Here is a 14,296-nt window from a genome sequence, read left to right on the forward strand (position 1 = left end):
CATAACCGCTGCTGTTCCGCCCTCATGGGCCTACACCGCGCCGTCGTGCGGCAGTCTGTCGAGTTGACCCGCCTTCGCTCAGTGTTCATATTCGTCTCCAAATGGCTCGCTTTTTATCCTTGGTTTGATAAAAGTGAGGTCACATAAAAAGGAGAATCCTGACCATGACTTCCCACCCTTTGCAGATTATTAAGCAGCTCTGCGTCAGTAGCGTTGCGCTAGGCGCTTGGCTATTAGCCTCAAGTGCTGTGGCCGATAGCAGCGAGCTGCCTAAAGGGCATTTTCTGCTGCCTGAAGAGGGCAATATGGTGGGCCAGGTGTATACCGTCACGGCGACCGAAGAGGATACGCTGCTGGATATTGCCCGGGCACACAACGTGGGTTACGAAGAAATTCGTATGGCCAACCCGGATACCAGCCTATGGGTACCGGGAGAAGGCACCGAGGTGACGATCCCCGGGCAGTATATTCTTCCCGATGAGACGCGTAGCGGCATTGTGATTAACGTGGCAGAGCTACGCCTTTACTACTACCCCGAGGTAGCAGAGGGCGAGACGCCGCGGGTCGAAACATACCCTATTGGTATCGGGCGGGATGCTTATAACACCCCGCTGGGAATTACCGAAACCACCATGCGGCTTGAAAACCCGGCCTGGTATCCACCTGAGTCGATTCGTCGTGAAGCCGCCGAGCGGGGCGAGCCAGCCCCAGCGGTGGTTCCCCCTGGCGCCGATAATCCCTTGGGTGAATACGCTATTTTGCTGGATATTCCCGGTTACCTGATCCATGGCACTAACCAGCCAGATGGCATTGGTATGCGTGCCAGCCGTGGCTGTATACGAATGCACCCGGAAGATATTGAGTCGGTCTTCTGGCGGGTACCGGTAGGCACCCAGGTCAATATTATCGATTCACCAATCAAAGTCGGCTGGGGTGAAGGGGGGAAGCGTTACATACAAGCCTTCACTGCGACGGATGAGCAAGTATTTGGTATGGAAACGCTGTTAAACGTTGTTGGCTTAATTGAAAAGCATGACGGTAGTGGTGCCTCCAGCGCCAACTACGAGCAGGTAAGTGAAATATTAGAGCGAGCGAATGGCCAGATTGTGCCGATTAGCTAAACGATCGTGCAGCGCTAGCGTGCTGGATCCAACACCCCACCCAGCGATGCATTGCGCCGAAACCAGCCCGCGATGCTGGTACGCGGGCAGCGAGTAGGCAGTACTTCGTGGGGAATGGTCTCAGACAAGAAGCAGGCGAAGGTACCCGCTTCGGGTACCACCCGGGCGACCTCTTGGCTGGGGTCGTCCGGATGGTAGATCACCATCTCACCGCCACCGTCGCTGGGCCAGTCCGGCGTCAAATAGCCGACCGTGGATATCACGCGGTTAGCGCGACCACGAAAGCTATCCAGGTGGCGCTGATAAAAAGCCCCCGGCGGATAGTGGGCAAAGTGGGCTTCGTACTCAAATAAGCCCAAAAACAGCGCGTGGTTAAGCGCCTGCTGTAGCTCGCTCATGGCGTCTAAGTAACGCCGCTGGGCAGCGCTTTCTCGATCAAGCCAGTGAATAGCGTCACCGCGGATATCTTTACGCAGCAGGTGCTGTTGACCGCGGCCAATGCCCGCTTCATCCAGTCCGTTATAGGCCGCCCGGTGTAGAAGCTCATTATTCAGCGCGCCGCATAGCTCCAGGTCAATAACCCCGCGGCCCACATACCAGCCCTGTTCAACCAGCGCATCCACAAGAGCGACCTGCGTCGTGGGCTGAAGCGCAGGTGAAGATGTAGCAACACTGGGTGTCATTGGTTGGATCTCGATGGCGCCGAACTGGAAACGGTTGTCGAGGGTGTCGATAGGCGGTTTTTGCGCTCAGGGTGGTGGCGCAGCGGCCCCTGGGGGCGCTGATATAAATCAATTGGCATACCGAAGCCCTCGGCCAGTAACTCGACCAGCATCATGGCAGATAATCCCCAGATCACATGGCCGTCCACATGATAGCTGGGCACGTAGTGGGCAACGCCATCCACGGTAATCACGTCGGTATGGGTGCGGTGATCTTCTAGAAAGTGACTTAGCGGCACTTCAAAAATAGCGTCTAGCTCGCCGGGGTCGGCAATCAGCGGTAAATCCGGCGGAATAATGCCCACCCAGGGGGTAACGCGAATACCGTGCAGCGAAATAACGTCCGACAGCCGCCCCAGGGGTTGCACCAGAGCGGGGTCGAGGGCAATCTCCTCTTCTGCCTCGCGCAGTGCCGTGGCGTAAAGGTCGCTATCAAAGGGCTCGCGCTTGCCGCCTGGGAACGCCACTTGGCCGCTATGGGTGCTCAAATGGCTGGCCCGCCGGGTAAACAGCAAGGTAGGCGCTGGGCGCTCGACAATCGGCAACAGCACGGCGGCCTCGGGCATCACGATGTGATCCAAGCGTTGAGGAGTCAGCTGTTGCAGCTGTTTACGCAGTTTCTCTAACATGGGGTATCCCGTTACTTTGTTCTCTTTTACCCAGCAGCGGTCATTGACGTCAAGCGCGTCGAGGCTTCTATTCACTAGCCGTTGAGAATACGCGATGAACTTTTGCAGCCAGTGTGGTGATAAAGTACGTTTTGCCGTCCCGGAAGGCGATGACCGGCCTCGCTACTTGTGCGATGCCTGCGGCACGATTCACTACCAGAACCCACGCATCGTGGCCGGCACGCTGCCCGTCAGCGGTAGTAAAGTACTGCTCTGTAAGCGGGCGATTTCACCGCGCAAAGGCTACTGGACACTGCCCGCCGGCTATATGGAAAATGCCGAATCAACCCAGCAGGCAGCTTCCAGAGAGACCCGTGAAGAGGCCTGTGCCGAGGTCGAACTGGCCAACCTCTACACCCTGATTGACCTGCCGCATATCAATCAGGTGTATATGATTTTTCGTGCCGAGCTAGTCGGCGGCTTCAGCGCCGGGTCGGAAAGCCTTGAAGTCGCGCTGTTCGAAGAGCATGAAATCCCTTGGGATGAGCTGGCCTTCATGACGATTGAACGCACCCTCAAGCATTTTTACGCCGACCGCCCCCGCAATGAATTTCCGCTGCATATCAGCATGGTAACGCCAGAAGATCGTGAGCGTTACTTTGGTAGTGCGTAATACTTTATTTAAAAGTCTGGTTATAGGTCGGCGAGTTGCCACACATCATAAGCGACTTCTTCGTAGGGGTGGGCAAGCTTCAAGGCCGCGATGGCGCCGTGAATGTGCGCTTCATCGCAGAGCAGTTCGACTTTGAACTCTTCGACCTTTTCCAAGCTGCCCACCGAGCCGATGTGCGGGTGGGCGCCTTCCGTTGGGCGAAACTGCCCCGTGCCTCGGGTTTGAAAACAGGCGTGTTCGTACGCTCCTATACGCCCGGCTCCGGCTTCGAATACCGCCTGCTTAACGCTTTCGGCATCTTCTACGGGGACAAAAAATGCGAGCTTATACATACTGTACCTCCAAACGATCAATCCAGTGTGAAACGTTGAACTCTGGCTATGTTAGCGGATAGGCGACTACTGGTCGCGGGCTTGGCTTTGTATGATGATGCTTTTATGACGTTTACCCACGACTGTTAGATGAGCCATCCTATGGATAAATTTGAGGTAAAGCTGGATCAGGCGGCCAGAGCCGCGTGGATGTCCTATGTAGGTGGAATGACTCAGGATGAGATCGCCAGCCAACTGGGCGTCTCAAGACCCGGTGTGCAGCGTTTATTGGCGTTGGCTCGCCAGGAGGGGTTAGTCAAAGTACATATTGATCATCCTATCTCTAACTGTATGGCGCTGGGCAGCACGCTGCGTGATCACTTTGGCTTGACCTTCTGTGAAGTGGTACCTGCCGATAGCCACGCAGCCGACGGCGCCGCCTCCTACCTGGCAGTCGCCGCTGCCGAGCGCATTGCGCAGCTGGTTGAACGCAGCGAACCGTTGACTCTGTCGCTAGGCACCGGGCGTTCGGTGCGGGCAGCGGTGGAAGCACTTAGTCGTGTTGAGCGGCCCCAGCATCGCTTTGTGTCGCTGGTGGGTAATGTCGCCCGAGATGGTTCGGCCAACCGCTACGATGCAGTAATGGTGATGGCGGATAAAACCGGTGGTGAGCGCTTTTTACTGCCCGCGCCGGTGGTGGCAGAGTCGCTGGCTGAAAAAGAGGCAATGCTGGCCCAGCGTCTCTTTACGGCGATTGCCGATGTGGCGCGGCAGTCAGAAGCTGCCTTTATCGGCGTTGGGCGCATCGACCGCCAGGCCACGCTGTTTCAAGACCATTTTATTAGCGAAAGCGAGCTGGATGAACTGCTGGGACTGAAAGCGGTAGGGGAGTTGCTAGGCTGGCCGCTGAACCGTGACGGCGAGGTGATCGACTGTTCGATTACGCGGCGAGTTACCAGCCTTCCCCTGGAACGTTTTGGTAAGCATCATATGGTGGCGATTGCCGGTGGCCGCGAAAAAGCCCCGGCGATTCACGCCGCGTTGCGCGGCGGCTGGCTGAAGGGCTTGGTGACTGACGAAGTGGCTGCTCGGCAGATCGTTGAAGCACTCTAGGGCTTTCAAACCGCTCTAGGTCTTTAAAACCTAAGTGGGTGCACTGCAACATGCGTTAGGGGTAATGAATTAGCGTAAAGTCTAAGCTAATCGGCTTTGCTTTTTTTGGGCTTACGTACGATCATTTGTTCGATAGATGATCAATAAGATCAAGGCGACAACAATGCCAATACCAGCCCATAGGAGTGCTTTATGCGACTCGCACGTCACTTGCCCGTTACCACGCTAGCGGCCGCCATTGCCATATCGGGCCATGCCCAGGCGCAAACCGAAATTACCGTGGCTACGGTCAATAATAACGATATGGTGATCATGCAGAGCCTCACCGAGGCTTTCGAAGAAGCTCACCCCGATATCACCCTGGACTGGGTGGTGCTCGAGGAGAACGTGCTGCGTCAGCGGATGACCACCGATATTGCCACCGATGGCGGCCAGTTCGACGTGATGACCATCGGCACTTACGAAGTGCCTATCTGGGCAGAGCGTGGTTGGTTGTCCCCCCTGGATAACCTGCCCGACGACTATAACGAAGACGATCTACTGACCTCAGTGCGCGATGGTTTGAGCTTGGATGGCACGTTGCATGCGCTGCCTTTCTACGCCGAAAGCTCAATGATGTACTACCGTCAGGATCTGTTTGAGAAAGCGGGTATTGAAATGAGCGATCAGCCCACCTGGGAAGAGGTGCGTGAGTGGGCGGGCGAGCTGCACGGCAGTGAAGAGGGGGTAGCAGGGATCTGCCTGCGTGGTAAACCAGGTTGGGGCGAAAACATGGCCTTTGTTTCCACACTGGTGAATACCTACGGCGGTCGCTGGTTTGACGAAGAGTGGAACCCTGAACTCAACTCTGAAGCCTGGGTCAACGCTATCCAGTTCTATGTCGATCTGCTCAACGACTACGGCCCGCCAGGCGCTAGTTCCAACGGCTTTAACGAAAACCTGGCGCTGTTCTCCCGCGGTAATTGCGCGATGTGGGTAGATGCCACCTCGGCAGCGGGCAAGCTGTATGACGGCAATGAGTCCGATGTGGCGGACAGCTTAGGCTTTGCCCCAGCACCCGTGGCAGAAACACCCAAAGGCTCACACTGGTTGTGGTCCTGGGCGCTAGCTATCCCAGCCTCTTCAGAGAATCAGGAAGCGGCGCTTGAGTTTATTACCTGGGCGACTTCACAAGAGTACATTGAGCTGGTCGGGGAAACCGAAGGCTGGACCAGCGTGCCCCCAGGCACCCGTGAGTCGACCTACGCCAATGAGCAGTACACTGAAGCAGCCCCCTTTGCAGACTTTGTGCTGAAGGCTATTCAAGACGCCGATCCTACCGACTCCACCCTGGAACCCAATCCCTATGTGGGCGTGCAGTTTGTGGGCATTCCAGAGTTCCAGTCGATCGGCACTCAGGTAGGCCAAACCATTGCCGCGGCGTTGACCGGTGACACCACGGTGGAGCAGGCGCTAGACAGTGCTCAGCGTGCCACCGAACGCACCATGCAGCGTGCCGGTTATCTAGACTGATGTGACCCGCAGTGCCTGCCTTGGCTAACCCGGCAGGCATTGCCCCCACACTGTTTCTGCAGGTATTTCCATGAATAAAACACGTGCTTCTGGCCGGACGGTCGGCGGGCTACGGACGCTTTCGCTTCAAGCGCCTGCTGTAACGTTGCTATTGCTTTGGATGATTGTGCCACTGGGTATGACGCTATGGTTCTCCTTCCAGCGTTATAACCTGCTAATGCCCGGTATGACTGGCTTTGCCGGGTTGGAAAACTATGAATACCTTCTCACCGACCCTGCCCTATGGGCCGCTATGGGCAACACGCTGTTGCTGGTGGGATGGGTACTGGCGATTACCGTGGTGGGCGGTACCCTGCTGGCGGTGCTGTTTCAGCAGGAGTTTGCGGGGCGCGGGATCGCTCGTGTGCTGGCGATCTCACCTTTTTTTGTAATGCCCACCGTGAGTGCCCTGGTGTGGAAAAACATGATGATGCATCCCTCTAACGGGGTGCTGGCGTGGCTGTCTGAGTCCATTGGCCTGCCCGCTGTCGATTGGTTCTCCTCGCTGCCGTTGACGTCGATTGTGATCATCGTTGCATGGCAGTGGCTGCCGTTTGCACTGCTGATTCTGCTCACTGCTATGCAGTCGCTGGATGAGGATCAGGTGGAAGCGGCGCGGATGGACGGCGCAGGGCCGGTGGCGATTTTCTTCTTTATCACTCTGCCGCATCTAAAGCGTGCCATCAGCGTGGTGATCATGATTGAGATGATCTTCCTGCTGACCATCTTTGCCGAAATTTTCGTCACCACCTCCGGTGGGCCTGGCTTGGCGACGACCAATCTGGCTTACCTGATTTACATTCGTGCGTTGCTGGATTTTGACGTAGGCACTGCCTCCGCCGGTGGGGTGATTGCGATCATTCTCGCCAATATCGTGGCGATCTTCCTGGTTCGTATGGTAGCCAAGAATCTGGAAGATTAGACCGGCACTTGTGTCTTGGGAGTACTTCGATGACAACATTAAGTTCCAAAACCGCAGCGCCACGCTCGGTGTCAGGGTGGCGGTCGGCGCAAAGCAAGCGCATCTTGCTGACACTTTTGGGGTGGTCGGTGGCGCTGGTGATCTTCTTTCCGATTTTCTGGATGATCCTGACCGGCTTTAAAACAGAAACAGCGGCGATTGCCGACCCCTCGCTGATTTTTTCGCCCACCTTAGAGAGCTACCAGGATGTGCACGCGCGTTCTGGCTATGCACGCTTTGCGCTCAACAGCGTTGCGGTGGCATTTGGCTCAACGTTCTTCGCGCTGCTGATTGCGATTCCTTCAGCCTACGCCATGGCCTTTTTGCCCACTAAACGCACCAAAGGCACGCTGCTGTGGATGCTCTCCACCAAAATGCTGCCCTCAGTGGGCGTGCTGGTGCCGATTTATCTCATTTTCCGCGACGTTGGTCTGCTCGACACCCGCACCGGGCTAATCATCATCTATACCCTGATGAACCTGCCGATTGTGGTGTGGATGCTCTACACCTTCTTCAAGGATATGCCCAAAGACATTCTTGAAGCAGGGCGTATGGACGGCGCCTCCACCCTCCAGGAAGTGTTCTTTCTGCTGCTGCCACTCACGCTGCCGGGTATCGCCTCAACGGGCCTGCTATCGGTCATTTTGAGTTGGAACGAAGCGTTCTGGAGTCTCAACCTAACGACCTCAAGTGCTGCGCCGTTAACCGCCTATATCGCCTCATTCTCAAGCCCTGAGGGGCTGTTCTGGGCCAAGCTGTCTGCCGCTTCCACCATGGCCATTGCGCCGATTTTGATACTCGGTTGGATGACACAAAAACAGATGGTGCGTGGCCTGACCTTTGGTGCCGTCAAGTAAAGGATCTTCCTCATGGCAACACTACAACTACACAATATTACCAAGCGTTTCGGCGACACCGAGGTCATCAAGGGTATCGACCTTGAGGTTAATGACCGAGAATTTGTGGTCTTCGTTGGCCCCTCCGGCTGCGGTAAATCGACCCTGATGCGCATGATCGCCGGGCTTGAAAGCGCGACGGATGGCGATATCTTGATCGACGGTCAGCGTATCAATGACGTTGGCCCTGCAGACCGTGGCCTCGCCATGGTGTTTCAGAGCTACGCGCTTTACCCGCATATGACGGTCGAGGGCAACATGGGCTTCAGCATGCGCCTGGCCGGGGTGCCCAAGGAGGAGCGACGCGCCAAGGTGCTGGAGGCGGCCAAGATTTTGCAGCTGGAGCCGCTGTTAGACCGCAAGCCCAAAGCGCTCTCCGGCGGTCAGCGCCAGCGGGTGGCGATTGGTCGGGCGATTGTGCGTAACCCCAGCATCTTTCTGTTCGACGAGCCGCTCTCCAACCTGGATGCCGCGCTGCGGGTGCAGATGCGTATCGAGCTGGCGCGTCTGCACGATGAGCTGGACGCCACCATGATCTACGTCACCCACGACCAGATCGAAGCGATGACCATGGCGGATAAAATCGTTGTGCTCCACGACGGCGTGGTCGAGCAGGTGGGCTCGCCCATGGCGCTCTACCATCATCCGCGCAATCGCTTTGTAGCGGGTTTTATCGGCTCGCCGAAAATGAACTTTCTGTCGGTAACGCTGACCAGCGTTTCGCCTGAAGGCGTGGGGATTCGTATGCCCGGCGGCGGTGAACGCAGCGTGCCGGTGGACGGTCAGCACCTGGAGGCCAACGCCCCTCTTGAGCTGGGTGTTCGCCCGGAACACTTAGTGCTCGAAGATCAGGGGCCCCTGAGCGGCGAGATCAAAGTACTGGAGCGGCTAGGTGGTCAAACCTCGCTCTATGTCCAGATGGACGACGAACTGATCACGATTATGGCCGATGGCGACGTGGCCTATCGGGTTAACGATACGGTGCATTTCGGCTTTGCCCCCGAGCGCGCCCACCTGTTTGACGCTGGCGGCCTGGCCTTACCCAGCTTGCAACAGCATCCCTTGGCAGGGCTAACCCGACACGATAACCGCGCGCCCGGTTCGCCTTCTGAGGAGCCTGCATGAGGACACTCATCTTTGACTGTGATGGCGTGCTGGTCGACAGCGAGGCGCTGGCTGAAGGTACGCTGGTGGAGTACCTCTCCCGCTGGCTGCCCGATCTGAATATCGACCAGGAACTAGGCCAAGCGCTGGGGATGACCACGGCGGCTATTCTTGCTCATCTTGAAGCGTTAAGCGCCCACACGCTGCCGTCTGATGCCACCGAGCAGGTGGATACTGCTATCGAGGCCCGTTTGGCGCAGGAGCTTAAAGCTATAGACGGCGCCGACAAGGCGGTTCGTGGCATTACCTTGGAAAAGGCGGTGGTTTCCAACAGTCGACGCAGTCGCGTATTGGCATCACTGGCAAGCACAGGGTTGGCCGATGCGTTTGGCGAGGTGCCCATTTTTACCGCTGATCAGGTAGCACACCCCAAGCCCGACCCCGCACTCTACCGATTGGCGGCCTCTCACTTAGGCCAAATGCCGCGGGACTGTCTAGTGGTAGAAGATAGCGTGGCCGGGGTGACGGCCGCCCGTGCCGCGGGAATGTGCGTGATTGGGTTTGTCGGCGCCAGTCATGTGGATGTTGATCAAGCGGCGCGCCTTACTCAAGTCGGCGCCTGGCGTATTTTAGAGCATATGCACGGCCTGGAAGCCCTGGTGAACGAGTGGCAAGCCAAGGCTTCCAGCTTTTCGCCTTAACGAGAGCATGACGATGAAACTAAACAACAAAATCGCGGTGATTACCGGCGGCGCGCGGGGTATCGGCTTGGCTATTGCTCAGCGTTATTTAAGTGAAGGCGCCAGCGTAGTAGTGGCCGATATTGATCGGGCCGCTATTGATGATGCTTTAGCGACGCTGCAGCAGCAGGCGCCTGCCGAAAAAGTGATGGGGGTCGAGCTGAATGTCTGCGATCAGGCCTCGATTGATGCCATGGTTAAAGCGGTAATAGAGCGTTTTGGCGGCATCGATATTTTGGTCAATAACGCTGCCATCTTTGATATGGCGCCGGTGCTTGAGGTGACCGAGGAGAGCTTCGATAAGCAGTTTGCGGTCAATACCAAAGGCATGTTTTTTACCCTGCAGGCGGTTGCCCGTTCGATGGTGGCCCGTGGTCAGGGGGGCAAAATTATCAATATGGCCTCCCAGGCAGGTCGCCGCGGTGAAGCCCTGGTAAGCGTTTACTGCGCCAGCAAAGCGGCTGTCATCAGCCTTACCCAATCCAGTGGTTTGGATCTCATCAAACACCGCATCAACGTTAACGGCATCGCCCCCGGCGTGGTGGATACGCCAATGTGGGAAGAGGTCGACGCGCTGTTTGCCCGTTTTGAAAACCGCCCGCTCGGTGAGAAGAAGCGCTTGGTGGGCGAGGCGGTGCCGTTTGGGCGTATGGGGCTTCCCGAAGACCACACCGGTGCGGCGCTGTTTTTGGCTAGCCAAGACAGTGATTACGTTGTTGCCCAGACACTCAATGTCGATGGCGGCAACTGGATGAGCTGAGGTGGCCATGACCCCTGATCTTGATACTTTAGCCCATCAGATTATTCGCGCCGCCGAAGGCGCCTCACGCTATCTGGTCGCGCTGGCAGGGCCGCCGGGGGCGGGGAAATCCTATCGCAGCGTCCAGCTCTGCGATGCCATTAATCAGCGCTTGCCGGGCCAGGCCGGGCTGGTGCCCATGGATGGCTACCACTTCGATAACGCTGTGCTGGGTGAGCAGCAGGTGCCGGTAAAAGGCGCGCCCCATACCTTCGATGTAGAGGGGCTGCGCTGTGACCTCGAACGCATCCGCCAAGGGGGTCATCCGGTAGCGGTACCGGTTTTTGACCGCCCATTGGATCTAGCCCGTGCCGGTGGACGACTAATCACCCTTGAGCAGCGCATCGTCATTGTCGAGGGCAACTACCTGCTGCTTGACCGCTCCCCCTGGCGCGAACTGCGACCGCTGTTCGATTGGACGCTATTTTTAGACGTCGATGATGTCCTGCTGATTGATCGACTGATCAATCGCTGGCTTGAGATGGGCCAGGATCGCACCGGTGCGCTGGAGCGCACCCACCACAAAGACATGCTTAACGCTCAATTAGTGAAGAGTTGCTGTTTGCCGCCTGACCAGCGCTGGCGCTAATACTTTGTGTTAGCCCCTTGGTGTTAGACCATTTTGTTAGCCCATTGATAGCGTCACTTGTTACCTGCCTTTATTCACCCCATCGCGCCAAGAAGGCCTTGGCTGGAGAGTCCCATGACCCGACTTAACAATCACAACCTGGGCAAGCTAACTGACGATGTTGCCAAATCTAATTACGTTGCCAAACCTCAATATGACCGCAAGACGCTCACCCCCGGCATCGTACATATTGGGGTAGGCGGCTTTCACCGCGCCCACCAAGCGATGTATCTGGATGCATTGATGAACCAGGGCGAAGCGCTGGATTGGGGCATTGTTGGTGTGGGCGTGATGCCCGGCGACAAACGCATGCAGCAGGCACTGGCAGCGCAGGACTATCTCTATACCCTGGTGGTCAAACACCCCGATGGCCAGTATGAGCCACGGGTCATTGGTAGTATGGTGAATTACCTGTTTGCACCGGAAGGCACTGAGACAGTTATCGAGCAGATGGCTGATCCGGCGATTCGCATTGTGTCATTGACGGTGACCGAAGGCGGTTACAATTTTCACCCGGTGAGCGGCGAATTCGACCTCGATAACCCCCAGGTACGCGCCGATCTTGCTAACCCCACCCAGCCCACCACCAGCTTTGGGCTGGTGGTGGAAGCGCTCGCCCGCCGCCGTACGCGGGGCATTGCGCCGTTCACCGTGATGTCCTGCGATAATATTCAAGGTAATGGCGATGTAGCCAAGCGTATGTTTGGCGCCTATGCCCAGGCGCGGGACGCCGAGCTAGGCGCCTGGGTTGCAAGCGAAGTGGCGTTCCCCAACGCCATGGTGGATCGTATTACCCCGGTGACGTCGCCCACGGATATTGATGAACTGAGTCAGCGCTTTGGGGTAGAGGACGCCTGGCCGGTGGTCTGCGAACCCTTCACCCAGTGGGTGTTGGAAGATCACTTCCCCCTTGGGCGTCCGGCGTTTGATAAAGTGGGTGTCCAAGTCGTGGAAGATGTCGAACCCTACGAACTGATGAAACTGCGCCTGCTCAACGCCAGTCACCAGGCATTGACCTACTTTGGCTATTTAGCCGGATACCGCTACGCCCATGAGGTGTGCCAAGATACGCTATTCGTTGATTTTTTACTGGGCTATATGCGTGAAGAGGGCACGCCGACCTTGGCGCCGGTACCGGGGGTTGATTTGGAAACCTACCGATTAACGCTGATTGAGCGCTTCGCCAACCCGCAAATCAAAGATACCCTGGCACGGCTTTGCGCCGAGAGCTCTGACCGCATTCCTAAATGGTTAGTGCCGGTGATTCGCCAACAGTTGGCCCAGGGTGGTGAAATAGAGCGCAGCGCCGCCGTGGTGGCCAGCTGGGCGCGCTACGCTGAAGGGGTCGACGAGCAGGGCCAGTCCATTGAGATCGTCGATCGCTTGAAAGCGCCGTTAATGGCGATTGCTGCCGAGAACCGCCAACGGCCAACGGCCTTTATCGAAAACCGCGAGCTGTTTGGTGACCTAATCGACAGCACTCGCTTTGTTGAAGCCTATTTAGCGGCCCTTAGTTCGCTGCACGAACGTGGCGCACGCGCTACGCTAGAGGGTCTGGCGTCGTCCAAAGGAACAGTGTGATGTATATCGGGGTAGATTGCGGTACCCAAAGTACCAAAGTAGTGGTGGTAGACGTTGAGCGAGGCAAGATTCTCGCTGAAGCAAGCCGTCCTCACCGCTTGGAAGAGGGCGAAAATGGCCGCCGGGAGCAGGCGCCTGCGGAGTGGTTAGCTGCCTTGAAAGCGGCGTTTTTGGCCGCGTTGGATAAAGCCGCTGTATCGGCTAGCCAAGTGCGCGGCATTGGTGTCTCAGGCCAACAGCACGGCATGGTCGCGCTCAATGGCGAAGGCGTGCCGGTCTATCCCGCCAAGCTGTGGTGCGATACTGAGACCAGCGCCCAGAATGCCGATTTAGTTACCCGCCTGGGCGGCGAGCCGGGCTGTTTGGAGAAGCTGGGGCTGGTACTACAAACCGGCTATACCGCGTCTAAAATCGTTTGGCTGCGCGAGCATCATCCAGATGCGTATCGGCGCATCGAGAGCCTGCTGCTGCCCCACGACTACCTTAATTTCTGGCTCACCGGCGAACGGGTCACTGAGGCGGGCGACGCCTCCGGTACTGGCTACTTCGATACCCTTAAGCGTTGCTGGCAGCTGGATGTTTTTGCCGAGATGGCCCCAGAATTAGACCCGGCGCGGGTATTGCCCCGGGTGCTGGAAGCCCATGAACCGGTAGGCTTTGTACGCCCGGCCGTGGCCCGCGAGCTTGGGCTTGGCGACCAGGTTGTCGTCTCCTCCGGCGGCGGTGACAATATGTTGGGCGCCATTGGCACCGGCAATATTACTCCAGGGCTGATCACGCTGAGTTTGGGCACCTCCGGCACCGTTTGCGCTTACTCGGCTAACCCTGTTGAATGCGATAACGCCATGGTCGCCAACTTCTGTTCCAGCACCGGTGGCTGGCTGCCGCTGATCTGCACGATGAATGTTACTTCGGCCACCACGCGGGTGCGCGAACTGTTTGGCTTGGATCTGGCAGCCTTTGGCGAAAAAGTAGCCAGCGCGCCGATAGGCGCCGAGGGCGTTACCGTATTGCCGTTTTTCAACGGTGAGCGAGTGCCGATGCTGCCCGACGCCTCCGCGGACTTTCTTGGCCTGACCAGTCTGAATACCACCCAGGCTAATTTGTGTCGGGCCGTGGTGGAGGGGGCCACTTTCGGGCTACGCTATGGGCTGGAATTGTTGGGTGATTTAACCGCCGGCGCCAGCCAGATTCGTTTGATCGGTGGCGGCGCTAACAGCCCCGTTTGGCGCCAGATGGTTGCGGACATTACCGGTACCCAGGTGATTTGTCCTGAGATTACCGATGCGGCCGCGCTTGGCGCCGCAATACAGGCGGCCTGGTGCGACCAGCGTTCAGAGGGCGTAACCCTGGAAACGTTGTGTGAAAGATTAGTCCACTTGGATGCGCAGTCACTTGCTGACCCCCATCCTGAGCGAGTGGCCGCGTACCAACCGATTTATATGCGCTACTGCGCAGCACTTGAACAACGCCATGGCGGCGCTTAAA

15 protein-coding genes are annotated in these 14,296 nt (G+C 57.3%); 12 read left to right on the top strand and 3 right to left on the bottom strand.

Translation table 11 applies throughout. The annotated features are described in order from the left end of the window. The first annotated feature begins 164 nt into the window (after positions 1 to 164). On the top strand, positions 165 to 1,121 hold the full coding sequence (locus YERSI8AC_RS06435) for a L,D-transpeptidase family protein (RefSeq protein WP_159176347.1): 957 nt from the start codon (positions 165 to 167) through the stop codon (positions 1,119 to 1,121). A gap of 14 nt (positions 1,122 to 1,135) precedes the next feature. Here the strand turns inward: YERSI8AC_RS06435 and YERSI8AC_RS06440 are convergent, their stop codons facing one another. Then, on the bottom strand, positions 1,136 to 1,804 hold the full coding sequence (locus tag YERSI8AC_RS06440; RefSeq protein WP_022520504.1) for a 2OG-Fe(II) oxygenase: 669 nt from the start codon (positions 1,802 to 1,804) through the stop codon (positions 1,136 to 1,138). After that, positions 1,801 to 2,472 carry a CoA pyrophosphatase gene (locus tag YERSI8AC_RS06445; protein ID WP_171051130.1) on the bottom strand — a complete coding sequence of 224 codons (672 nt, stop codon included), beginning with the start codon at positions 2,470 to 2,472 and terminating at the stop codon, positions 1,801 to 1,803. The genes YERSI8AC_RS06440 and YERSI8AC_RS06445 overlap by 4 nt, the downstream gene beginning before the upstream one ends. Before the next feature lie 94 nt (positions 2,473 to 2,566). Here YERSI8AC_RS06445 and YERSI8AC_RS06450 point away from each other — a divergent pair, with 94 nt between their 5' ends. Next, the gene (locus YERSI8AC_RS06450; RefSeq protein WP_041157854.1) at positions 2,567 to 3,124 is read left to right on the top strand and encodes an NUDIX hydrolase; all 558 of its coding nucleotides are present in this window, start codon (positions 2,567 to 2,569) and stop codon (positions 3,122 to 3,124) included. Between the two features lie 20 nt (positions 3,125 to 3,144). Here the strand turns inward: YERSI8AC_RS06450 and YERSI8AC_RS06455 are convergent, their stop codons facing one another. Continuing rightward, positions 3,145 to 3,456, bottom strand: coding sequence for a hypothetical protein (locus tag YERSI8AC_RS06455; RefSeq protein WP_022520501.1), 312 nt, complete (start codon positions 3,454 to 3,456; stop codon positions 3,145 to 3,147). Between the two features lie 141 nt (positions 3,457 to 3,597). Between YERSI8AC_RS06455 and YERSI8AC_RS06460 the strand changes: the two genes are divergently transcribed. From YERSI8AC_RS06460 to xylB, 10 genes are all read left to right on the top strand, one after another. Continuing rightward, positions 3,598 to 4,548, top strand: a complete 951-nt coding sequence (locus YERSI8AC_RS06460) for a sugar-binding transcriptional regulator (RefSeq protein WP_022520500.1) — start codon at positions 3,598 to 3,600, stop codon at positions 4,546 to 4,548. Between the two features lie 192 nt (positions 4,549 to 4,740). Further along, on the top strand, positions 4,741 to 6,060 hold the full coding sequence (locus YERSI8AC_RS06465) for an ABC transporter substrate-binding protein (RefSeq protein ID WP_159176348.1): 1,320 nt from the start codon (positions 4,741 to 4,743) through the stop codon (positions 6,058 to 6,060). A 70-nt stretch (positions 6,061 to 6,130) separates the two neighbouring features. Further along, a complete protein-coding gene (locus YERSI8AC_RS06470) occupies positions 6,131 to 7,021 on the top strand; it encodes a carbohydrate ABC transporter permease (RefSeq protein WP_009287276.1) in 891 nt (296 codons plus the stop codon). A 29-nt stretch (positions 7,022 to 7,050) separates the two neighbouring features. Beyond that, on the top strand, positions 7,051 to 7,917 hold the full coding sequence (locus YERSI8AC_RS06475; RefSeq protein WP_022520498.1) for a carbohydrate ABC transporter permease: 867 nt from the start codon (positions 7,051 to 7,053) through the stop codon (positions 7,915 to 7,917). A 12-nt stretch (positions 7,918 to 7,929) separates the two neighbouring features. Further along, the gene (locus tag YERSI8AC_RS06480) at positions 7,930 to 9,081 is read left to right on the top strand and encodes an ABC transporter ATP-binding protein (protein WP_159176349.1); all 1,152 of its coding nucleotides are present in this window, start codon (positions 7,930 to 7,932) and stop codon (positions 9,079 to 9,081) included. Then, positions 9,078 to 9,761, top strand: a complete 684-nt coding sequence (locus tag YERSI8AC_RS06485; protein ID WP_022520496.1) for an HAD family hydrolase — start codon at positions 9,078 to 9,080, stop codon at positions 9,759 to 9,761. Before YERSI8AC_RS06480 ends, YERSI8AC_RS06485 begins: the two co-directional genes overlap by 4 nt. Positions 9,762 to 9,774: 13 nt before the next feature. Next, positions 9,775 to 10,560 carry an L-iditol 2-dehydrogenase gene (locus YERSI8AC_RS06490; protein WP_159176350.1) on the top strand — a complete coding sequence of 262 codons (786 nt, stop codon included), beginning with the start codon at positions 9,775 to 9,777 and terminating at the stop codon, positions 10,558 to 10,560. A gap of 7 nt (positions 10,561 to 10,567) precedes the next feature. Beyond that, positions 10,568 to 11,188, top strand: a complete 621-nt coding sequence (locus tag YERSI8AC_RS06495; RefSeq protein WP_159176351.1) for a nucleoside/nucleotide kinase family protein — start codon at positions 10,568 to 10,570, stop codon at positions 11,186 to 11,188. Positions 11,189 to 11,302: 114 nt separating this feature from the next. Further along, positions 11,303 to 12,808 (top strand): mannitol dehydrogenase family protein, encoded by a 1,506-nt coding sequence (locus YERSI8AC_RS06500; protein WP_159176352.1) that lies wholly within the window; start codon positions 11,303 to 11,305, stop codon positions 12,806 to 12,808. Further along, a complete protein-coding gene (gene xylB / locus YERSI8AC_RS06505; protein WP_159176353.1) occupies positions 12,808 to 14,295 on the top strand; it encodes a xylulokinase in 1,488 nt (495 codons plus the stop codon). The genes YERSI8AC_RS06500 and xylB overlap by 1 nt, the downstream gene beginning before the upstream one ends. Position 14,296: the final 1 nt, after the last annotated feature.

The organism is Halomonas sp. 113 (assembly GCF_904067645.1).
In the GTDB taxonomy this organism is placed as follows: domain Bacteria; phylum Pseudomonadota; class Gammaproteobacteria; order Pseudomonadales; family Halomonadaceae; genus Vreelandella; species Vreelandella titanicae.